Origin of the sequence: Macrococcoides bohemicum, from assembly GCF_003259675.1 — a bacterium.
GTDB classification, from domain to species: domain Bacteria; phylum Bacillota; class Bacilli; order Staphylococcales; family Staphylococcaceae; genus Macrococcoides; species Macrococcoides bohemicum.
Map to the genome: position 1 here is coordinate 1 of NZ_CM009973.1, position 20,555 is coordinate 20,555.

Genomic DNA, 20,555 nt, shown 5'->3' on the forward strand with positions numbered 1-20,555 from the left:
ATTATTCAACCTAGCAGAGCAGTTGTCACAACTCGCAATGCTCGTGTTCAACTAGGTTAGAAAATAAAGGTACGCTTCGCTTTACTCCTTGATTTTCTCTCCTGCCCTGCTTCTGTTGAAAATGAACTCAAAATCCACACAATTAAGGACTGATTAAGTATCAGGCTAAAGCCTGATGGCAAGGCATTGACCAACTTCCTACGTCAGTTGTTCTGATTAGACCCTTTTCAACCACTCACGTGTTTGAAAGGATTTATATAATTTTTCACTACTTAGACTAGCATTGAAGTTTCACAACTCGCTACGCTACGTGTTCAACTAGAAAAAGTAACGCAAGGGATCACTACGTTCGACAAGTCGCCCTTGCATTATTTTTCGGTCAATGCTCTTTCTAATCCGTAAAAATTAAATACATAAATCCAACAAACACAAGTTCGTGTAGTTGAAAAAAGGAGAGATTTATATGAATAAAATTTCGGTATCGGATTTTATGATGTGGGTAGCAGTAGTTTTATTGATTATCTATGTTTTATACGTGAATTTAGACACTGATAGTAAAGCTGTAAACTTTGTAGATGAGTACCCTTTAATCTCGCAAAACTAATTAAATAAAGGAGAATTAATCATGAAAACGTATGAAATTATTTCTACTGATTTTAAAGGTAATGAAAGAATTATTTCTTCATCAGAATATCTTCATAGCTTATTAGAAACATACTTACTACAATACATTGATGAGGAATATACAAACACCCCAACTCTTGAATTATTAGAAGATGAATATTTTGAGAATGTAGTAGAATTCAAAAATCTTTTAAATGAAACACTAAATTCTTTACTGCATGATACATTTGATTTTGCTTTTATTAAGCAAAAATTTGCTGATTGTGGGATGAATAATAATCAATATAACAAAGTTGAAATTAGAGAAAATTTTATTAAAGGATGGGATGAATAATGGGATTAGATATGTATATTTTAGATGAATACAGAGATGGATTTGCCTACCTAAGAAAGTTCAATGCTTTACACGGTTATTTTGATAAAAAATATAAGTTGGGCAATCCTGGTCACGTACAATTAGATAATGAAACCGTTAATGATATTTATAATAGATTAGCAAGTATTATCGAAAACTTTGATAAGGCAGAAGAATTATTACCAGTATATTATGGTCCATATTTCGGGAGTTATGAATATGATGATATGTATTTATATAAAGCTAAAGAAGCATTGAAAGTATTTGAAAGATTAAAGGAAATGGATATGAATACAAACATTCACTACTATGCTTGTGATTATTAATAAGTATAGTGCATAGATTATATACTATGCACTATACTTTATAAATTATATAAGTGCATGAAGGAAAGTTTAATAACTAAACTATTAACTGCATTGAAACAATCTCACATAGATCGCGTTCGATTGTTTGATTGAACAATCCAAAGTGCATGGAACAAACACTCCGTGAACTTCGTGTTTGTAAATTGTGTGTCTTTATCATTATTCAACCTAGCAGAGCAGTTGTCACAACTCGCAATGCTTCGTGTTCAACTAGGCTAGAAAATAAAGGTACGCTTCGCTTTACTCCTTGATTTTCTCCCCTGCCCTGCTCCTGTTGAAAATGAACTCAAAATCCACACAATTATTCGTTTGAAAAACCGAATTTTGAAAAATTCGGTTATTTAAGGCATTGAAGCAATCTCGCATTATCCCACTCGATTGCTATTGATATTTCCAACACGTACGTGTTCATTAAATTCATATTATTTTTACTACTTAGATTAGCATTGAAGTTATCACAACTCGCTCTGCTTCGTGTTCAACTAGCAAAAAAATACAAGGCATCACTACGTTCGACAAGTCGTCCTTGTATTTTTTAGCCATTCAATGCAATTTCTAAGATGTAAAAATAAAATATATAAATTCAAAACACAAGTTCGTGTAGTTGAAAAAAGGTTTTAAACAACCTGATAAATTAGGAGGAACATAAAATGGCAAAAATAAGCATGAAGAATCTAAGAAAAGAAATTCCAATGAGTAGTATTCCAGGAAAAATAGTTCGAGCAAAAGAGATCGTTTTCTCATATTTGATGGTCGTCCTTGAAGGTGATGAATATATGGTTTGTACTTATGAAAAAGGCAACGGATATACACACGCTAGTCGATCAATACCTTATGCAACATTAAGTGAAGCTCTAATAGAATATCAAATGAAAGAATTAGAATTAAGGGGTTGGTAAAAATGAATCGTAATATCATATTAAAAGATAACTTAACAAAGTTATTAGCTAAATTTGAAATTAATCAGAAACAGTTAGCTCATGAAATTGGAATCAGTGAAATGAGTATATCGAATTGGTTGAATGGAAGATCATATCCAAATACCCCTTCTCTGATTAAGATAGCTGATTATTTTGGGGTAGCATTAGATAGTCTTACGCAACAGTCAGATACACCTGATTATGAGTTACAAAGCATACTCTCTGTCCTCTCCCCTACCGAAAAAAGAAAGGTAATAAATTTTGTAAAAAACTGCCTGTAATATAACTATTGTTATATTATTGTGGTTTAAATCGTAAGAAAAATATAATTCTAGTTATATTAAAGGGGGTTAACAAAATGAATAGATTTTTATTATTGATAGTTGTTGTACTCGGTACTTTAGCATTTGTATTTCAAGGACTTCCAGGATTAGGAACCATAATATTTTTTGCAGTCTGTCTAATGATTGCACCCGTAGTAATACAATTACTTGCTGGATTAATCATGTTCTTATTTCAAATATTCTTTGGTATCACATTGTTATTCTTAATACCAATTGTATTTGTAATATTAATCGTTAATATATTTTCATAATATTAAACTTTATCAGTATATATTGTATAGAATATACTTTATATTTTATATGCTATGCACTATGCATTATGCAATATACATGATATAATATAGAAAAGGAGTGATATGAATGGATGATAAAAACGGAAAGATTATTAGTATTAATAACTTTAAGGGTGGAGTAAGTAAAACATCTACAGCATGTCTAATGGCTTATGTCTTATCAGAAAAAAAGGAGAAGAAAGTGCTAGTAGTAGATTTAGATCCACAGGCTGATGCAACAGAGCTACTTGTAAGAACTTTCAAACCTGAATTACTGCAAGAAGATAATTATTTAGAGCAACGCTCTATTTATAAAGGAATCACCCAAACGAATAGAAAAGAATGTACAATAAATCTAAGTGATAATCTTGATATTATTCCATCTGATTTTAACCTGGTAGGATTACCTTTGGAATTAGTTCCATTAGATAGCTATAAAAAGGTTAAAGTCTTATCAATGTTTCTTGATGGTGTTAGAGATGAATATGATATTGTTATCATTGATACTCCACCTACAATTAGTGATTTTAGCAATAATGCAATATACGCTTGCGATTATTCATTAATTGTTATGCAGACACATAGAAGATCGTTTAGAGCTGTTGATAAATTCACAGAACACTTAGTACGCTTTAAAAAGACCTATAAAAATAATTTTGATATTCTTGGTATTATACCTGTTATGTTCAGTAAACAGACAAAAACAGATATGACAACATTAAAGGATGCAACTGATACTTATAATGAACATGTATTCAATCATATTGTTAAACAGATGGAACGTGTTAAGTATTGGGATGAATATGGTATTACAGAAGAAGATCATTGGGATAAGAAAACATTAAAAGAATATGAAGCACTGACAGACGAGTTTTTAGATCGTCTTGAAAAGATGGAGGGATAATATGGGATTATTAGATGATTTAGAAAAACGAAAAGACCTGAAAAGAGAAAATCCATTAGCAAACTTAAATATTGAGAAAGAAAAACTGGATTATACATCAATTCGTGTTACTGGTGATACACATGCTAAACTTATCGGATTATATAATGTCTATCTCAATCAGAAAAGTAAGACATTAATTGTTGATGAAGCTATTGATATGTTAATCAGTAAATTATCAGGAGAAGATAAAGAAGTATTCGAAAAGTCTTATGAGGCAACACTTCAACAGAAAATAGATATTGCTCGTAGAAAAGGTAAATATTAATATAGGATATAATGCATAGTGCATAACATATAGTTTATATACTATGTGTTATGCACTTTTAAATTTTGAATTTACTTTTAAATTCTATTGGTGTATGGTAAATATAAGTTAAAAATTGAATAGCTATACGACTAATGAAAAAACTTTCTATCTTCATTTGCATCTGTTTGAGCCTGGGAAACTCAAAGGGATTCAATTATTTATCTGGTAAATAAATAAGAGCAAATGAAAAAGCAGATGACGGGAATCATCTGCTTTAACGGTAAGTTTTGATCATGAGTTTTTTAAACACCCGAAACAAACAAGAGTGTTAAGTTTTTGATTTGTTACTACCATTATATATTCGGGTGCTTTAAAAAACAAGATGTAAGCACAAATTTATGCATATATTTTATGTATAACTATATACTTTTTTAAAGATACCGAACTGATAATGGTTTGAAAACGCTATCATTTTAATCTTTTTTGAAGATATATATTATATTTGAGCTACCATTCTTTCTGTTTACAGATATTGATCAATAGTTAGTCATTGAATCAATCATCTGACAGAAAGGATAGGTAGCTTTTTATGTACAAAAATATTGATATTGTTTCGTTATACGAAAGTATATTGAAGTCTGGATTACGTTTTGAACGATATAAAAACTCCAAATTTGTAAGTAAAAATAAAGTAAACAGTAAATATAAAACGGGTAAAATCGCAGGAACATTTTCTAAAGAAGCGTTAATTGATACGGATTATACGATCTTTGGTTCGGTTGAGGCGTTAGTGGATTCTCATAAAGAACTAACGCATTTTACGCCTAATGTCTATAAGACACTTGCAAGATCTAAAGAGGGTAAGGTTTTTGGTCATTCAGAAGATAACCTTAAACAGATAAATACGTTCGTTGTTGACTTTGATGGTTTAGATAAAAAGGCAATCACAATAACTGATATCGTATTATGTGGGAAGGATGCAGGAATTATTCCAACTACAATCCTAGACACGCCAAAGGGTTACCAGGCTTATTTTACATTGAAAACTCCTGTGTTTGTAAAAAAGGGACATAGCCATAAAGTGAGTGGATCTGTAACAATCGCAAAGAGAATCAGTCAGAACATCAGAGAGTTCTTTAATAAATCAATTCCAGGTGTGGATTTTAGTTGCAATCATTTCGGCTTCTTTAGATGTCCGACAGAAGCAAATATTTTATATCATAACGATAAATATATGTATGATTTTACTGATTTAATCACGTTTTCAAAAGATTTTGAAGGTGTAGATATCTTAAAGCAAGTAGAAAAAGATAAATCTGTAAAAGTAGTAAAACAGCTAAAGAATATTCATGAGCTATGGTTTCATAAGCTCTATGCAACTAGACATATTGAGGGTTCAGGAGGCAATATCGGGCGTGATAATGCTATTTTTACTATGGCTTTACATATGTATTCTTGTCATATGCCAATCTCTAAGACCATTGATATGATGAGAAAGTTTAATGAGAACCTGCACAACCCATTACAGGATAGCGTTGTGCTACAAAAAGTAAAAAGTGCTTATTCAGGCAATTACAAAGGTGCAACAAAGTTTTATATTACAGAGTTGGTTTATACATGGTGTGAACTGACAAGCGAAGAAAAGAATAAATTATTTTTCAGAAATCATGCTAAGAAACGTGAGGATCGTGTACGTAGTCATTACAGTGAACGTGTAACTGATTTAATCACTTATATTGGACAAAATGCTAAGAATGGCGTAGTTGAGATGTCAGGAACTGCATTTAGAGAAGCAATCAACATGCCTAAATCAACACTCTATGACGTATTGAACAATAACGATACGTTTATTTGGAGTGCCTCAAAAGGACGTTATGCAACTATAAAAGTAACAACAAAAAGCATATTTTTTGAATTTATCAGACAGCAGGTTAAACAAACTAAAGCATTACGAATTGCTTTCAGAATGTATTTAAAAGAAATAGTCGGTAGCATCAACGAAAGCTCAATAAATCAACTATACAGTGAATATTTAGAAGTCGGTGAGATACTTATAATCAAGGACAGAAGAACCGAAATAACACAAAATATAAGCTGATTTTTAATAGTCCGAACTCCCTAACATTTATTTATATATGATTATGGTTTACAGAATAATACTTGCTTAAAATATAATATCCATGTATACTTAAACACGAACATATGTTCTGTTTATTGCAATAGATTTATAGATTAAAATTAATTATTAAATCATAAACAAGAAATTGATCGGGTATAAAAAATATGAGATTTCTCATATTTTGTAATTTAACTTGTAATATTCTCTTTTTATGATAATAATTAATATACACCCATTGATAATTGAATTAATGGATGTGCAGAAATATTTTTTATCATGATAGATTTTAGATGTGTACATACATTGTAATAGGTGGTATAATATAATAAATAAGTGATATTTATATTATTCTTACTATATTTACTGGAGGTAGTTACATATGAAAAAAACAAATGGGTTAAGTAAAGTACTTGTAACACTTATTGCAGGTTCATTTATCTTAACTGGGTGTGGTAAGAGTGAAGGTGTAGATGTTCTGAAAGGTAAGACATTTGAGGCAACTCAGAATGGAGATAATGAGTATTTACTTACGTTCAGAGATGATGGAACATTACAAGTAAAGGAAAATGGTAATCTTGGTAGAACTGATGAAGGTGAATATAAGGTATCTGAAAAGAAAGATAAAAAAGGATATTATAAAGTGACCTTTGATAAGTTAGATCAAAATGCTGGATATGTTGATGAAACACCAGAAGCAGGATATTGGTATTTAGATAAAGACAAAGAGAATAATCCTATGCTAAGGAATGTTGAAATGGATTGTTCAGAGGTTAATTATTTCAAATCTGGTAAGGATAGAGGCAAATGTTATCCGTACGTACCTTCTAAAGAAAAAGAGAAGAAAAGAGATACTGAGATTGAGGATTCAGATGTAGTCTATCTAAAAGAAAAGTAATAATACGAAAAAAGTAACAATTGATTTATTAGGAAATATAATATATATTGGTAATCAAGAACAGTACGTTGAACTTTGACAATTAAAAAAGGGGACCAGATATAAAGTGTTGTAAGCACTTTATATCCTGATCACCAATAACTATTTGCGGTAGTCATTGGCTTATCCCCTCGTAAAACCTGTGCTATATAGGTATTAGATGCGAGCTAATACTATATATACACAGTATCTAAATCATAAACTATTTAGTAAGTTTATTCAATGTGTTTTGACATGTAAAGTATATATATTTAACGAAAATATGTACAACTGTCAAATTATTGAACTTTCTGTGTGTAGTTACCTTCTGTCTAAATAGTAGTTAGTGTATATAGATATTTTATGAGGACTGAGGATCTGTCGATGCTATTTTTAATAGTATTGGTGGGTCCTCTTTTTTAATTGTCAGAAGCAACGGGATTTCCCACTGTTTGATAATTATATTTCTACCCCATAAAATATTTAAGGATGTGGAAATGATGAAACTAGCAAGTTTTAATCCCAAAACACACATGCCAATTTATGATAAACATAGGATTGTAAGTGAAGGTGAAATATTACGTCATGGTTGGTATTTTAAAACATTTAATGATGAAGAGTATGTTTATATAGGCAATGATTTAGTATTAAAGATTTATAAATCACCTGCAAAGCAGATTAAAGAACATCCCGTTCCCAAACCACTTGCTGAAATCTTAAGTTATGTGAAACAAATTAGAAATCGTGATACTCAATTAATCTATGGTCGTAAATATCCTGGTCAGCAGTTACGTAAAATATCAATACAAAAAAAGAATCGTAAATCGTCATAATATCCAAAATCAATTCTAGTAGATTGATTTGTGAATACAATCAATTGTTTTCACAATACTGTACATTGACAACTGAATAACATGTACGTGTGTTTATCTCTTAACTCCTGGAGATAATGAACAGTGTTTTCTGTGACATAAGAGCTAAGGCTATGGTAGGAGAGGTCTCAAAACATATTGCTATTTATCAATAGCAGTTATCAGTTATCTATAAACTGTTTATTCAACTGTATAATTTGCCACGATCCTAAAATTAAAAATTTAGAATTCATTAATTTCATTCAAAAGGAGAGCAAATCTAGTATTGTGCAATGACAAAGAGTAATCTTTCGAGCATGATTTATATGGTTAAGGTTCAGGATTCAAAGCCAAAAATCCAGATCAGACCTAAATAAAAATAAAAACTTAAAAGAACATAAATATGTGTTTGCAAATCAATCTACTAGATACTTAAAACTTAATGAAATATACAATCTTTATTACTATCAAGAAAGGATTGAGGAATTTGAAAGGAAAAAATCATTATTATACTAATGAAATAGAAGAAGCTATCAAAATACTTATGAAAAGATTTGATAATTTATATCTACTTGAAGAACGTACAGGTATACCAATTGAAATACTTGTTGAATTGAAAGAGGAAAAAATGACCCTTGATGATATTTCGACTGAAGTAGCATTGGAACTTTACTATATAGCAGTAGAATGTGGTTGTAATGAATCACAAACAAAAAATCAATTTCTTAATAAAAAGAATTATGGTGCTTTACCAGCAACATTTATGATTACAAGTGATTATTTAATCATGTATAACAATCGTGAAGAATTAAAATTTACAATTGAAAATAATGACTTTAATGAAACATTTATAGACATAATCAATAAATATTTAGAGGAACCTGCTAACGATAGAGGTTCTATTTTAATACAAAAAGATGGACGAATACTAGATTTGACTGATTTTAATGTATTTATTGAGAGTGGGCGAAGTTCACCAGAAACAAATAAGGCATACCTATTTTTAAGAGGTTTATCTAAATTGTCTGATTTATCAATTCTTACAAAGTTGTTAATGTATAAGACACTAATATATGATTTTAGACTAGACAAATTAATGAATAAAGATAGTGAGAAGGTGGTTAAATTATGATTATCATTGTTGTTTTGTTGAGTTTAGCATGTCTTGTTCTTCTATATTATAATTATCATCTAATTAATGAAGTAGAAACGATGAAGTTTAATCTTATTAGAGCAAATAAAGCAGTTTCAAAAGCTATTAAACAAGGGTATAAAATATATTAAGTGAGGTGATTTCATGTCTAACAAGATAAAGCATTTGTTTAGATTTTCAGATATTAACAAATTATCTGAAAGAGATCGTAAACTATTATTAGTGATACACTTAAATAATGGCACATGTATTCACGAAGTTTTAAATGAAAATGATGCTGAAAAAGTACTAGATACAATCTTTTTAATGTCTGATAAAGCGTTAATAAGAATTCAAAAAAGTAATGGGAAAAATCATGTTGTTAAAGTCGGATGTATCGTTTCAGCGAAAACAATCCCAGTGAGAAACATATTAGATATCAATAAGTATCTAGAGTATGAAATGGATATGAGTAGTTAAAAAGAGCCCTTAGATTAAATACATTATCTAAGGGCTTTTAATATTGAATGGGGGTATAAAGTTTATGAATAAAGAAGTATATTATTATTTCTTGAAAAATGGTGAAGAATCAGTCATAGATTATATATATAATCAGAATATTATAGAATCAATTTCATATGATTTTTATCAAGGTAAAAAATCAGGTGCTATTATAAAAGAAGTTGATTATACTAATTCAAACATAACTTTGTGGGCTGATTCAGAAGGTGAACTGAGAAAACTTATTAAGAGAGAAAAAGATTATTGGAATGATTTTTCAAAACAAATAAAGAAAGATGACGATTTTCATTATATTCAGTTTGAAAAACTAAGCAATCAATTTAATATAAACGGTACTATATTTATTCTAAATCTTTTAGATCAAATCTCTTATCCGTAGGCACATGAGAATAGTTTATAGAAATATTTTTATCTTTTGTAGATTCATAGATATCTGGAAACAAAAGTTGTGTCTTTGCTAAATTTTTCGTTGTTCTTGACCCAACGGGTTTTGATTTTCCCTTATTCACTTTATCCCAATTCGTAAAGCTGAGATAATATATCTTTTCACTTTCCTCTATGTTAACAAAATTATAAACTTGTTTACGTTCGTTATCAGAAAGTATTTTTACTTCGTTAGGTAGTTTCTTAGATAAATGTTCTAATAAACTGATAAGACTAAAGTTTCCTTTTCCATATTTAATATTAAAAAATTTATATATCTCGCTAAATTTATTTTCGATATTTAATATAAACCCTTTTTTTACATCGATCTTTAAAACACATGCATCATATTTTCTAATAAAAATAATTTCAAATGGGTTATCTTGAATTGAGAAGATACAATCAGCTTCAATATTATTGAAGTTAATACTAAATGTTTGAAAATAGATTTTATTATTACGCATATCAATATAAAGGTTTTTAATTGAATTATAGAAGTTACTCACATTAACACCACCAATTAAATATTTTATTACATTATACCCCAATTACTAATTCAACTGTAATTGGGGTTTTTATTATGAAAGGAGTAATTGAATGGCATCAACGCAAATAGATAAAGAAGAGTTAGAAAAAAAGTTTGATGAAATTTGTTTAAAGAAAAGACTAGATCTTACGCAACCGTTGAAGTTAGCGATTTGGAATAGATTTCAGATTCTTCATGTAGGAACTAGAACCAGAAAGGACTTAGATATAGTCGTTTCTCAACTTAGTAATAAAAATAAGATTGTCAGAAGTAGTTATGCAAATCATTTGTGGGATAAATGTTCTTTTAAGTAATTAGAAATGAGATGAAAATTATTGAAAGGAGGAAATAATATGAATTCATTTCCGTTTTTTACAGAAAGCGATAGAGAGAATTTTTTAAAAGAACTGAAAGGAAAATTGTTAGACATAGAATATACATCACCTTTCACAGAATGTGGTGTTATATATGTCAAAGAAAATGATAGAAAGGAATGATTAAAATGAGAACTCCAAGATCACCTACAATAACAGATATTTTATATAAGACAAACATATAAGTAGGAGGGTTATATGAAAAACAGTATTAGAGTTAAAGTGACACTATCAATTGTATTATTGATGGTGTTTTTTAATGGTGTTGTAGAAGCATACACATATGGCAAATTTTATTACCATCCGGGTGTTCAAGAAAATCGATATGAGAAATTACCTTATGCACCAACCCTTCCAACCACATCTAAGGCATTCGATGATTCACCTCAAGGTTATAAAGATGGTTGTCATGCCAATAAGCATACTTCAAAAATTAAGGTTTGTACTTATGGCGTGAAAAAAGGTTACAAACACACAGTAGCTGTTATAGGGGACTCTCATTCAGGACATTGGTTAGGCGCTTTACAAAAGATAGCTAGTAAACAAAGTATAAGAATCATTTATGCAACTAAGAGTGGCTGTGCAATGAGTTCTAAAGTAAGAAAAGATTATCCAACATGTACAACATGGAATAAAAATCTCATACCAACAATCATGAAGTATAAACCTGATTTAGTACTGACAAAAGCAGATACAAATACAGTTGGTACTGGCGAAAAAAAATATGACTATGGAATGGTTGATAAATTTAAAGAATTAAATAGATATGGTGTAAAGGTATTTGCAATCAAAAATACAATGTATTTTCCTGAAGATTCTATTAAATGTATCAAAAAATATGGACGACATTCGGTAAAGTGCAAAGTATCACGAGCAAATATAGAAAAAAATCCTGAATGGTTAAAAACATTAAAAGCGCAACCGAACGTTAAATATGTTGATTATGCAGATTTAATTTGTGATAAGAAATATTGTAGTCCAACTCAAGGTAACGTAATTATTGTTAGAGATAGACACCATTTAACAAATACTTACTCAAAAACGTTTAGTTACTATTTAGCAAGAGATTTAATGCCATTTTTACGCAAGTAAGGTACGACAAAAAAATAATTGACTAGGAGAAATAACATGAAAAAAAATAAAACAAATAACAAGGTAAATACATCAAAAGTCACTAAACTTATCATCGCATCGGGCATTTTAGCAGTACCTTTAATGCCTAACACGGCTCATGGTGCAACACAGACCATCTTAGATGCTCCAAATGCATCACTTCCAACAGCAACAGATAAAGCAGGTGCTAAGTATGAGTTTATTGCGCAGTTTAATCCTGAATTAACTAAAGTTGAAGAATTTGGGGGTAAATGGGAAGCGTTTACCATCAACGGAAATGATTCAAAATATACTACAATCATCAATCCAACTGATACTCAAAAAGGAAATATAGGAGTTAAATATACAAACGTAGGTATCTTTAATGGTAAACAGATAGATTTGAAGATTACAATAACGGATTGGAAACATAGTTATGCTAACGATACAGGACGTATATCTTTTGGTAATAATGAAATTGCATTCTTACATCGTGGATATGAAAATGTAGATTACAAGTTACAATATTTAGACCATGAAACGCAACAACCGGTTAAAGTAGATGGATTTATGACGGTTAAAGATATTGATGAGAATCAAAAATTAACATTTGATAGTCAAACTATGCAAAGTATCGACCAGATATATGTTCCAACAAAGGATACAAAAGTTCTCTATAAAGCTAATTCAGACGGTAGTGCAGATTTTTATTCTGAATTATATGGTAATGACGGAGATACTTGGCATTTTGACCCAAAAGACCCAAACGAGTTAAGAGGAGATTTTACTTTTATGTATTCCGGCACTGATACGCTTAATATCTCGTGGGGATGGCAGTATACTGATGAAGAAAAGAAAGCTAATGCTGAAAAAACCCCTGATATAAAAGATTGGGCGGAGGACTCATATTTAGGTGCTTATCTAAATTACAGTGCGTTAAAGCCTGTAGCAACAGAAATTTTAAAACCTACGAAATTAGTAAGTGATGCAGATGAGAAACAAAAAAATAGCACTACATTAAACGCTATGAATGAATCATTAATCTATGAGGTAACGCATACAGTACCTTTAGAAACAGAAGAATTTTACTATGAGTCATACGAAATTAAAGATACATTAAATAATGTATTACAGTTAAACGGTGATGTAAAAGTAGTCAATGAATTAAACAAAGACGTAACATCACAATTTACGATTACAACGTCGGGTCAAAATATCAACGCTGAGGCGAAAGGTGATTTCGTATTAAGCGATGCATTCTATAATCACACATACAAATTGGTGATTCCGGCAAAAGTTAAAGCCGGTGCGGACTTATCTACAATTTTAAAAGATGGCGTATACACAGTACCGAATACTGCGAAAGTAACAGTTGATGGTAAAGATGTATCATCAAATGCTGTTGATTCTAAATTAACACCAACGAAAAACTTAATTGATAAAGGTATCGTTAGTGGCGACAAGTTAGTAGACAGTATGAACGTAAAACGTAATACTGAGTACAAATATAATGTTGATTTAACAGTAAGTAATGACCCGATGATTAAATCACTTGCATTAAAAGATGATTTAGTTGACGAATTAGATTACGTATCAGCAAAAGTTTTAGATTCAACAGGTAAAGACATTACGGCTGAGGGTACTTTAACAACTGACGCAACAACAGAACTTGTGACATGGACAGCAAAAGACCCGTCAAAATACATCGGTAAAAAATTAAAACTTGAGATTACATCAAAAGTAAAAGCCGGTGCAGATTTATCAAAATACAAACAGGCAGACGGCACATTTGTATTACCGAATACAGCAAGTGCAATCATCAATGGTGGCACACCTATTAACTCAGACACAGTAAAAGTAATCGTACCACAAGACCCAACGTTCAAAATTGGGGACACAGTATGGAATGATATTGATAAAGACAACGTTGTTGATGCGACAGAAAAAGGTATTCCGAATGCGAAAGTTGAAGTAAAAGATAGCACAGGTAAAGTGATTAAAACAACAACAACAAATGCAGATGGTAAATACTCAGTGGTTGATTTACCAAAAGGTGAATATACAGTCACATTCACACCACCAACAGGATATACGCCAGTTGATAAAGCAAAGTTAACACAGACGATTACCTTAGATAAAGATAATTTGGATGTAGATTTAGGTTTAATCGTGCCTGTAGTACCACCAGCACCAAAAGATCCGACTAAAACAGTAGTTGATAAATCAGTTTTAGATGCGAATGAAAAAGAAGTAGATGCAACAGAAGTTAAAAAAGCAACTGATTACAAGTATCGTGTTAATACAACAATTACTGATAAGAAAGACATCAAATCATTAGAGATTCAAGATGACTTGGAAGATGTATTAGAAGTAAAAACAGCGAAAGTGCTTGATATGGATGGCAAGGACATTACAGCTGAAGGAACACTAACAATCGATAAAGAAAAAGAAATCATTTCATGGAAAGCAAAAGAACCAGCAAAATATGCAGGTCAAAAGTTAGTACTTGAGGTAGTAGCACAAGTTAAGAAAGATGCTGATTTATCCAAATACACAGATAAAGACGGAAATATCGTGATTCCTAATACAGCGAATGTGATTGTTGATGGAACAACTACACCATCAGATAAAGTAGATGTTACTGTACCAAAAGATCCATCAAAGACAGTGATTAAAAAGACTGTAAGTGAAAGTACATTGGAATTAGGACAACCATATAATTACACAGTCGAAACAACAATTACTGATGATAAGAATGTTAAAGAAGTAACACTTATTGATGACCTGGAAGATGTATTAGAAGCAAAAACAGCAAAAGTCCTTGATAAGGATGGCAAGGACATTACAGCTGAAGGAATCTTAACGATTGACGAAGAGAAAGAAATCATCACATGGAAAGCAAAAGATGGCAGTAAGTATGTCGGTCAAAAATTAACATTAGCAATTGATACATTCATCAAGAAAGATGCAGATTTAAGTAAGTATACAAGTGAAGATGGAAAGGTTGTAATCCCGAATACTGCTAAAACAATCGTTGGAATTGATAAAGACGGTAAAATTGTAGAAGAAGAAATTGAATCAAATAAGGTAGACGTTACAACTACACCTAAAGTCGAAGAACCAACAACAGAAGAACCGACAACAGAAGAACCGACAACAGAGACACCTACAACAGAGACACCTACAACAGAGACACCTACAACAGAGACACCTACAACAGAGACACCTACAACAGAGACACCTACAACAGAGACACCTACAACAGAGAAATCTGAATCAAATAATACAGATATTGTAACTTCTGAAAGTCCAAAATCAGATGAAATAAAAAAACCTTCAAACAGCATATTACCTGACACAGGTAATGAATCATTAAACTATTTATTATATGCAGGTGTGCCGATATTATTGATTGGGGCAGTTGGTTATATGGTTTACAGAAGAAAATCAGAAGAACTGTAGTAGATTTTGAAAAGAGACATTCCCTATGAATGTCTCTTTTTTCATTAAAAGGGGTGATGCAATTAAAACAGATAATAATAAAAAAAAGGAGGGTTGCAAACATGAAATTAACATCAGCACAAGTTAAAGCACTTATTGAAAATGAACATGGTGACTTTAAAGCATTTAAAAAAGCATTACAAGAAGAAGTATTAATTGATGTCGTTAAAGAAAAAGGACGTTTTAATGAAATTATCAATTATCTTGTTGAAGAAGAAGCAAATTCAATTTTGCTAAAATCAGTCCCTAAGCCACAAAGAAAAGAAAAAGCATTAACAGAAGAACAAAAAAACTTATCTGAAACTAAAGGAGAATATAAATAATGAACGAATTAATCACAAGCATGGGAATCCAAAACTTTTTATCACTTTTTGACTTTTTAGGATATATTGACTTAGGTCATTTCTTACAATTAAATGATGCACAAACATCTATCGTAAATGGATTAAAGAAGATTTCAGGATTTTTAAGAGTAGTAGGTTTAGCAGTGGCCGCAGTTTATGTTGCGATTGCAGGTTATCAATTTATGTGGGGTGGTCCTAATGGATCACAAGCTGGTAAAACATATTTATTAAATGCCGTTATCGGATTAGTTTTAATTTATGGTGCTGGTGAAATTGCAAACTGGGTTGCAGATAACGTAGCAAACTTCTAATATCAGAATTATTTTAAGGAGAGAAACATACTGTTTTTCTCCTTCATTTTTTATAAAGGAGAACTAAAATGACAAAAATTTTAAAAGTAAAGGTAAACAATATTCCAAAAGACAAAGATTTTAAAGTAATTCAATTAAGTACTAAAAAACATACTATTTTAAAGAATTTGATGAAATTTTAACAATGATTAGAGAATTAGCAGAAGAAAAAGAAAAGTCTTATCCATTAGACATTTCGATTGTTGATTATGATGATACAACCATATCTTCATTTGAGATGCCTCAATATCTTATCAATAAAAATACAAAAACATCTATTTTTGAAATTATTAAAATGGAAATGATTAAAGATAAGGATATAGATGAAAAAAATGTATCACAGGAATACATTGATGCATACAAACAGACTTTAGAAGAATCAAATAATTATGATGTAGCGAAAAACAATGAAGTAAAGTCAGGTAGTCTTAAGAAAACTAGTATCTTTAGTAAGTTGAGAAGAAAAAAGAATAGTGAGGTTGAAGAAGAAACAACGCCTATTGATGATGAAGAACTAGATCAAGTTAAAGAGGACAGCTTAGATGAAGTTGCTGGTAATAGAGATGCTGAGAACATTATGAAAGCAACAGAAGTTGTCAGTATAAATGGAGAAAATGAGATCAATCCTGATGAAGAACCAGCAAATCATGATGAAGTTGTAGATTTAACTGATTCTCAGGATCGCATATTAGCCACAGAAGAAAAAGAACATAAAGAAGTAAGTGATAACAATGAAAATCAATTAGCTGATTCTGTAACAAATGCTGAGAATCAGTTAAGTGATAACAACAAAACGAATGAAGATACTGTAACATTTACAGTAAAAGAGCAGGAAACAGAAGAACCAAACATTAATAGTCATAACGCAGAACTTAAATTAAGAGACATTGAAAAAGAACATAATGAACAATTTGATAGTAATGAAATTCTTAAATTAAAAGAAGAACGTATTGAACCTCAAAAATTTACAGAAGATGTGAAAGAACCAGAAGAAAAGAACGAACAATACTACCTGAATACAAGAGAAAAACAAAAAGCAAATTTTCATAATGAAGAACTTAATATCATCGAAAATGAATTAATTGAGTTCATTATCAATGAAGAAACTAAGTTAAGTAAAGAATTAGAGACATTCTATAACGAAAACAAACCTAACTATCAAGATTATTTAGAACAACTTATTGAAATAGAACGTCCGGTCTTTGATGAAAAAATTAACTTAATTGATCAACAGTTGAGTGACGAAATTGAAATGATACTAAAATCAGATGACGAACAGTATAAATTAAACAGGGCAATTAAACAAAAACAACTAAATAATGATAAAGATACTCGTTTATTTGAAGAACGTTCTAAATTTAAAGAAACAGCAAATATTCTCGAAAGTAGAGCTAAGCAAAAAGCTGAGGATGAAATTAAATTATTAGTTGAAGAAAAGCGTGTACAAGGGATTAAGGATATTAAATCAAACGTGCTAAGAATGAAAGCAGAACGCCTTAAAGCATTATCATGGGCATTGTTTGATTACGATAAAGAAACATATAAAGCACTGCTAGAGATTCAGGATCAAATTGCACAGGATATTAAAGATAGAAAACGATTAGATAGTGAAATTGAAGCTAATAAAGTGCTACAACAAAAACTATCTTTAGAAGAAGAAAAAACGAAACTAGAGATTAAAAAATCAGAAGAAGCAATTCATTACTCAAAACAAGTTGAAAGTGAAAAGGCTATTTCTGATAACGAACTCAAAAAAGCACGTGCATTAGAAGAAAACAGTAAACATGAACTTGAAATCAAAGCAAAGGATATTGAACTACGTAAGATTCAAGCAAAAGAGGATGAAAATCGTCTAAAAGAAGAAGATATTCAATTACGACGTAAAGAATTAGAGAATAGAAATAAAGAGGATGAAAATATTGCTAAGTTAATTAAATACAATAATATCAATCATCTTTTCCCTCAAAATAATAACTTGCAGGAAGTTAAAGAAGAAACAAGAACAGAAGGAGTACCAGAATCAGAAGTAAAACCACAAGCAGTATACAAAAATAATGAAATTCCACAGCCCTCTAAATCATTAGGTAAAATCTTAACAGCGTTAGTTATAACAGGAGCAATTGCTATTCCAGGTTATTTTTATGCAGATTCACAAGGATTATTAGATGACAAACAAGAAGTGAATAAAGCTGAAACTAAAGATCAATATAAATCATATATTGAAAAAGAAGATTATGTAAATGCAATTAATGAAAAACCATCTAAAGCTAAAGAAATTAAAAAAAATGCTTTTAGATAATAAAGATTATTTAAATGCAGTAAAAGTAGGACAATCAACTAATGACAAGGAATATCTAATTACAACTTACTTATCAAATGGTAATCTGGATGATTTATTTAAAACTTATAAATCAATGACTTATGAATAAAAGATGGCATTACCTTTAGAAACAAAGAAAGCAATTGTAAATAAGTATATTGCTGATAAATCATACACAAAGGCATCTATTATTAATAAAGATGCTAAAATCAAGTCTTTACAGAAAAAGATTGATAAAGCTCTAAATCAAGAAAAAGATACAAAACAAACTACTCAGAAAGTTGAAGAAGTAAGCAAAGTAGTACAACAACCATTAATTACAACTACTGATAATTATAGTAATCAAGCAAGTACACAATTTAATCAGGGGGATGATAGACAATGATAGAACTTAAAATAAATGTCGTTATCAAAAGTATGCAGGAAATTATAGATATTAGTATGAAGGAAAGAAAATTCGTTTTAACAGGTAATATTGTTAATAGTGACATGGAATTAAAGTTTGATTGGCAAGTACCTGGTGAAACATTAGGTGAAAAAAGACAGATTTTTAATGCATTAATAGACTATTCAACCACTAGAAATGGTCATGATATTAATGAAGTAATAATGAGTATTGAAATTAAAGAGATTAAGAAATATGGCGAAAACAAATACTCTATCAGATTAATAAATGATTTCAATCATCTTTTAAAAGTTAAGGAATTATATACACTAGAAGGAAAAAATATAAATGAATTATTAGAAAACACAGTAATCACCGAAGATGATATAAAAACAGAAAAAGATATTATAGATAACACTAATATTAAAGAGAAAGAGAATGAATATTATCAAGAATATTACGGTATTGGATCTGAAATTGATGGTGATGATTATACAATAGACGTTACAGAACAAATTGAAGAAACAAGAGAAGAACATATTACTCAGGATAACAGCAATATTGTTGAAGAAACAGAACAGATAAACAATACAAATATAAGTGAAAAAGAGAATGATACTTCTGAAAATAATTTGGATAATAAAGAAACTGTAGAAGAAACAGAACAAGTTAGTACAGTAAAAACAGACGTGATTGCTGATGAAACTGAACATACAGAAGAAAACATTATTACAGAAGATAGTAAACCAGAAAAAACATTAAACCAACTTTATGAAGATATACAACATAGAGATGATTTTAATTCAACAGCACTTAATAACTTTATAGACAAAGCTGTACCAGTGGATTCTGAAATTAAGAATCTTTTAAAAGTTATTGTTCTCAACTCAACAATGATTAAAGATTCATATAAGACGTTCCTAAATAAATTTAATAAACTACAATCAATGGGGACGAGAAATGAAATAATTCTTTTTACGCAATTTAATGGATATGGTATTTCAAATAGTTATGTGAAGATGAAATATATTGATGTTATGAATAATCTCAAAGAAAAGTATGAAATAGGAGCAATTGAACAAGGTATACAACAAGTTTATTCAAAGTTAGTTGAGATGGAATCGGAGGAAAATAAAAATGATTAATATGTTATCAGGATTATATGTAGAAGGTTTTGTAAATAATGAACCCCAGATCAGCAAGACAGAAAACAATGTGCCTAAAACAATTATCTATTTGACTTGTAGAATTGATGTAAAACAAAAAGAATCAGATGATAATTATTCAGTTTCAAAAAAATATGTTACTTTGCCATTTAGAGTGTTTGGATCAACTGCTTCATTCTTCTTTGAGAATATTGTTAAGGGGCAAAGAATACTCGTCGAGTATAAGATAGAAAGTTATCGTGAAGAAAATAAAGGATTTCCAATACCATCCCTTGTATGTACTTCAATTAGAACGTTAGAAACAACAGAAGTAGCAAAAGACAGACTATTGAAACAACGTTTAGAACGAGAAGAAAGACAAAAAGAAGAAAATGAATCAGTAGTTGAAAATGAAGAAAAAGAGGGCAAAAAACAAAGCTACGACATTTCTGATGAGGAATTGCCGTTCGATTAGAAGGTGA

General features: G+C 30.1%; 26 protein-coding genes. 25 read left to right on the plus strand and 1 reads right to left on the minus strand.

The features are described from left to right. The first annotated feature begins 463 nt into the window (after positions 1 to 463). The 14 genes from BHX94_RS12725 (at position 464) to BHX94_RS00285 (ending at position 9,992) form a co-directional block, all read left to right on the plus strand. Positions 464 to 604, plus strand: coding sequence for a hypothetical protein (locus BHX94_RS12725; protein ID WP_170120707.1), 141 nt, complete (start codon positions 464 to 466; stop codon positions 602 to 604). 21 nt (positions 605 to 625) lie between these two features. After that, the gene (locus BHX94_RS00225) at positions 626 to 958 is read left to right on the plus strand and encodes a hypothetical protein (RefSeq protein WP_111744435.1); all 333 of its coding nucleotides are present in this window, start codon (positions 626 to 628) and stop codon (positions 956 to 958) included. After that, on the plus strand, positions 958 to 1,305 hold the full coding sequence (locus tag BHX94_RS00230; RefSeq protein WP_111744436.1) for a hypothetical protein: 348 nt from the start codon (positions 958 to 960) through the stop codon (positions 1,303 to 1,305). Before BHX94_RS00225 ends, BHX94_RS00230 begins: the two co-directional genes overlap by 1 nt. Before the next feature lie 692 nt (positions 1,306 to 1,997). Next, complete coding sequence (locus BHX94_RS00235) at positions 1,998 to 2,246, plus strand: hypothetical protein (protein ID WP_111744437.1); 249 nt, start codon at positions 1,998 to 2,000, stop codon at positions 2,244 to 2,246. Between the two features lie 2 nt (positions 2,247 to 2,248). After that, positions 2,249 to 2,548 carry a helix-turn-helix transcriptional regulator gene (locus BHX94_RS00240; protein WP_111744438.1) on the plus strand — a complete coding sequence of 100 codons (300 nt, stop codon included), beginning with the start codon at positions 2,249 to 2,251 and terminating at the stop codon, positions 2,546 to 2,548. 77 nt (positions 2,549 to 2,625) lie between these two features. Continuing rightward, positions 2,626 to 2,862, plus strand: coding sequence for a hypothetical protein (locus BHX94_RS00245; protein ID WP_111744439.1), 237 nt, complete (start codon positions 2,626 to 2,628; stop codon positions 2,860 to 2,862). 109 nt (positions 2,863 to 2,971) lie between these two features. Then, the gene (locus BHX94_RS00250; RefSeq protein ID WP_111744440.1) at positions 2,972 to 3,787 is read left to right on the plus strand and encodes a ParA family protein; all 816 of its coding nucleotides are present in this window, start codon (positions 2,972 to 2,974) and stop codon (positions 3,785 to 3,787) included. Between the two features lies 1 nt (position 3,788). Next, positions 3,789 to 4,094: a hypothetical protein gene (locus BHX94_RS00255; protein WP_111744441.1), complete on the plus strand. Its 306-nt coding sequence runs from the start codon at positions 3,789 to 3,791 to the stop codon at positions 4,092 to 4,094. Positions 4,095 to 4,665: 571 nt separating this feature from the next. Further along, entirely contained in the window at positions 4,666 to 6,174 is a 1,509-nt protein-coding gene (locus BHX94_RS00260; protein ID WP_111744442.1) for a primase C-terminal domain-containing protein, read from the plus strand. Between the two features lie 400 nt (positions 6,175 to 6,574). Then, the gene (locus tag BHX94_RS00265) at positions 6,575 to 7,090 is read left to right on the plus strand and encodes a hypothetical protein (RefSeq protein ID WP_111744443.1); all 516 of its coding nucleotides are present in this window, start codon (positions 6,575 to 6,577) and stop codon (positions 7,088 to 7,090) included. Positions 7,091 to 7,605: 515 nt separating this feature from the next. Next, entirely contained in the window at positions 7,606 to 7,941 is a 336-nt protein-coding gene (locus BHX94_RS00270) for a hypothetical protein (protein ID WP_146606882.1), read from the plus strand. Positions 7,942 to 8,503: 562 nt separating this feature from the next. Continuing rightward, complete coding sequence (locus BHX94_RS00275) at positions 8,504 to 9,091, plus strand: hypothetical protein (RefSeq protein WP_146606883.1); 588 nt, start codon at positions 8,504 to 8,506, stop codon at positions 9,089 to 9,091. 165 nt (positions 9,092 to 9,256) lie between these two features. Further along, a complete protein-coding gene (locus BHX94_RS00280; RefSeq protein WP_111744446.1) occupies positions 9,257 to 9,571 on the plus strand; it encodes a hypothetical protein in 315 nt (104 codons plus the stop codon). A 64-nt stretch (positions 9,572 to 9,635) separates the two neighbouring features. After that, positions 9,636 to 9,992, plus strand: a complete 357-nt coding sequence (locus tag BHX94_RS00285) for a hypothetical protein (protein ID WP_111744447.1) — start codon at positions 9,636 to 9,638, stop codon at positions 9,990 to 9,992. On the opposite strand, the gene BHX94_RS00290 is transcribed toward BHX94_RS00285, so the two are convergent. After that, entirely contained in the window at positions 9,955 to 10,542 is a 588-nt protein-coding gene (locus BHX94_RS00290) for a DUF6037 family protein (protein ID WP_111744448.1), read from the minus strand. The two genes, BHX94_RS00285 and BHX94_RS00290, sit on opposite strands and share 38 nt — an antisense overlap. Before the next feature lie 91 nt (positions 10,543 to 10,633). Here BHX94_RS00290 and BHX94_RS00295 point away from each other — a divergent pair, with 91 nt between their 5' ends. From BHX94_RS00295 to BHX94_RS00340, 11 genes are all read left to right on the plus strand, one after another. Next, positions 10,634 to 10,876 (plus strand): hypothetical protein, encoded by a 243-nt coding sequence (locus BHX94_RS00295; protein ID WP_111744449.1) that lies wholly within the window; start codon positions 10,634 to 10,636, stop codon positions 10,874 to 10,876. 39 nt (positions 10,877 to 10,915) lie between these two features. Continuing rightward, positions 10,916 to 11,059 carry a hypothetical protein gene (locus BHX94_RS12730; RefSeq protein ID WP_170120708.1) on the plus strand — a complete coding sequence of 48 codons (144 nt, stop codon included), beginning with the start codon at positions 10,916 to 10,918 and terminating at the stop codon, positions 11,057 to 11,059. Between the two features lie 75 nt (positions 11,060 to 11,134). Next, positions 11,135 to 12,028, plus strand: coding sequence for an SGNH hydrolase domain-containing protein (locus BHX94_RS00300; RefSeq protein ID WP_111744450.1), 894 nt, complete (start codon positions 11,135 to 11,137; stop codon positions 12,026 to 12,028). A 36-nt stretch (positions 12,029 to 12,064) separates the two neighbouring features. Continuing rightward, positions 12,065 to 15,490 carry an isopeptide-forming domain-containing fimbrial protein gene (locus BHX94_RS00305; protein ID WP_111744451.1) on the plus strand — a complete coding sequence of 1,142 codons (3,426 nt, stop codon included), beginning with the start codon at positions 12,065 to 12,067 and terminating at the stop codon, positions 15,488 to 15,490. Positions 15,491 to 15,591: 101 nt separating this feature from the next. After that, complete coding sequence (locus tag BHX94_RS00310) at positions 15,592 to 15,852, plus strand: hypothetical protein (RefSeq protein WP_111744452.1); 261 nt, start codon at positions 15,592 to 15,594, stop codon at positions 15,850 to 15,852. Continuing rightward, positions 15,852 to 16,184: a TrbC/VirB2 family protein gene (locus tag BHX94_RS00315; RefSeq protein WP_111744453.1), complete on the plus strand. Its 333-nt coding sequence runs from the start codon at positions 15,852 to 15,854 to the stop codon at positions 16,182 to 16,184. The genes BHX94_RS00310 and BHX94_RS00315 overlap by 1 nt, the downstream gene beginning before the upstream one ends. A gap of 184 nt (positions 16,185 to 16,368) precedes the next feature. Continuing rightward, positions 16,369 to 18,522 (plus strand): hypothetical protein, encoded by a 2,154-nt coding sequence (locus tag BHX94_RS00320; RefSeq protein WP_111744454.1) that lies wholly within the window; start codon positions 16,369 to 16,371, stop codon positions 18,520 to 18,522. Next, positions 18,509 to 18,652 carry a hypothetical protein gene (locus BHX94_RS12735; protein ID WP_170120709.1) on the plus strand — a complete coding sequence of 48 codons (144 nt, stop codon included), beginning with the start codon at positions 18,509 to 18,511 and terminating at the stop codon, positions 18,650 to 18,652. Before BHX94_RS00320 ends, BHX94_RS12735 begins: the two co-directional genes overlap by 14 nt. Positions 18,653 to 18,655: 3 nt before the next feature. Further along, positions 18,656 to 18,928, plus strand: a complete 273-nt coding sequence (locus BHX94_RS00330) for a hypothetical protein (RefSeq protein WP_111744456.1) — start codon at positions 18,656 to 18,658, stop codon at positions 18,926 to 18,928. Further along, a complete protein-coding gene (locus tag BHX94_RS00335) occupies positions 18,925 to 20,073 on the plus strand; it encodes a hypothetical protein (RefSeq protein WP_111744457.1) in 1,149 nt (382 codons plus the stop codon). Before BHX94_RS00330 ends, BHX94_RS00335 begins: the two co-directional genes overlap by 4 nt. Beyond that, positions 20,066 to 20,548, plus strand: coding sequence for a single stranded DNA-binding domain-containing protein (locus BHX94_RS00340; protein ID WP_111744458.1), 483 nt, complete (start codon positions 20,066 to 20,068; stop codon positions 20,546 to 20,548). Before BHX94_RS00335 ends, BHX94_RS00340 begins: the two co-directional genes overlap by 8 nt. Positions 20,549 to 20,555: the final 7 nt, after the last annotated feature.

What these genes read in the sequence shown, in the direction of transcription:
- BHX94_RS12725 (WP_170120707.1), top strand. Translation starts at nt 464, where the DNA reads ATGAATAAAATTTCGGTATCGGATTTTATGATGTGGGTAGCAGTAGTT.
- BHX94_RS00225 (WP_111744435.1), top strand. Translation starts at nt 626, where the DNA reads ATGAAAACGTATGAAATTATTTCTACTGATTTTAAAGGTAATGAAAGA.
- BHX94_RS00230 (WP_111744436.1), top strand. Translation starts at nt 958, where the DNA reads ATGGGATTAGATATGTATATTTTAGATGAATACAGAGATGGATTTGCC.
- BHX94_RS00235 (WP_111744437.1), top strand. Translation starts at nt 1,998, where the DNA reads ATGGCAAAAATAAGCATGAAGAATCTAAGAAAAGAAATTCCAATGAGT.
- BHX94_RS00240 (WP_111744438.1), top strand. Translation starts at nt 2,249, where the DNA reads ATGAATCGTAATATCATATTAAAAGATAACTTAACAAAGTTATTAGCT.
- BHX94_RS00245 (WP_111744439.1), top strand. Translation starts at nt 2,626, where the DNA reads ATGAATAGATTTTTATTATTGATAGTTGTTGTACTCGGTACTTTAGCA.
- BHX94_RS00250 (WP_111744440.1), top strand. Translation starts at nt 2,972, where the DNA reads ATGGATGATAAAAACGGAAAGATTATTAGTATTAATAACTTTAAGGGT.
- BHX94_RS00255 (WP_111744441.1), top strand. Translation starts at nt 3,789, where the DNA reads ATGGGATTATTAGATGATTTAGAAAAACGAAAAGACCTGAAAAGAGAA.
- BHX94_RS00260 (WP_111744442.1), top strand. Translation starts at nt 4,666, where the DNA reads ATGTACAAAAATATTGATATTGTTTCGTTATACGAAAGTATATTGAAG.
- BHX94_RS00265 (WP_111744443.1), top strand. Translation starts at nt 6,575, where the DNA reads ATGAAAAAAACAAATGGGTTAAGTAAAGTACTTGTAACACTTATTGCA.
- BHX94_RS00270 (WP_146606882.1), top strand. Translation starts at nt 7,606, where the DNA reads ATGATGAAACTAGCAAGTTTTAATCCCAAAACACACATGCCAATTTAT.
- BHX94_RS00275 (WP_146606883.1), top strand. Translation starts at nt 8,504, where the DNA reads ATGAAAAGATTTGATAATTTATATCTACTTGAAGAACGTACAGGTATA.
- BHX94_RS00280 (WP_111744446.1), top strand. Translation starts at nt 9,257, where the DNA reads ATGTCTAACAAGATAAAGCATTTGTTTAGATTTTCAGATATTAACAAA.
- BHX94_RS00285 (WP_111744447.1), top strand. Translation starts at nt 9,636, where the DNA reads ATGAATAAAGAAGTATATTATTATTTCTTGAAAAATGGTGAAGAATCA.
- BHX94_RS00295 (WP_111744449.1), top strand. Translation starts at nt 10,634, where the DNA reads ATGGCATCAACGCAAATAGATAAAGAAGAGTTAGAAAAAAAGTTTGAT.
- BHX94_RS12730 (WP_170120708.1), top strand. Translation starts at nt 10,916, where the DNA reads ATGAATTCATTTCCGTTTTTTACAGAAAGCGATAGAGAGAATTTTTTA.
- BHX94_RS00300 (WP_111744450.1), top strand. Translation starts at nt 11,135, where the DNA reads ATGAAAAACAGTATTAGAGTTAAAGTGACACTATCAATTGTATTATTG.
- BHX94_RS00305 (WP_111744451.1), top strand. Translation starts at nt 12,065, where the DNA reads ATGAAAAAAAATAAAACAAATAACAAGGTAAATACATCAAAAGTCACT.
- BHX94_RS00310 (WP_111744452.1), top strand. Translation starts at nt 15,592, where the DNA reads ATGAAATTAACATCAGCACAAGTTAAAGCACTTATTGAAAATGAACAT.
- BHX94_RS00315 (WP_111744453.1), top strand. Translation starts at nt 15,852, where the DNA reads ATGAACGAATTAATCACAAGCATGGGAATCCAAAACTTTTTATCACTT.
- BHX94_RS00320 (WP_111744454.1), top strand. Translation starts at nt 16,369, where the DNA reads ATGATTAGAGAATTAGCAGAAGAAAAAGAAAAGTCTTATCCATTAGAC.
- BHX94_RS12735 (WP_170120709.1), top strand. Translation starts at nt 18,509, where the DNA reads ATGCTTTTAGATAATAAAGATTATTTAAATGCAGTAAAAGTAGGACAA.
- BHX94_RS00330 (WP_111744456.1), top strand. Translation starts at nt 18,656, where the DNA reads ATGGCATTACCTTTAGAAACAAAGAAAGCAATTGTAAATAAGTATATT.
- BHX94_RS00335 (WP_111744457.1), top strand. Translation starts at nt 18,925, where the DNA reads ATGATAGAACTTAAAATAAATGTCGTTATCAAAAGTATGCAGGAAATT.
- BHX94_RS00340 (WP_111744458.1), top strand. Translation starts at nt 20,066, where the DNA reads ATGATTAATATGTTATCAGGATTATATGTAGAAGGTTTTGTAAATAAT.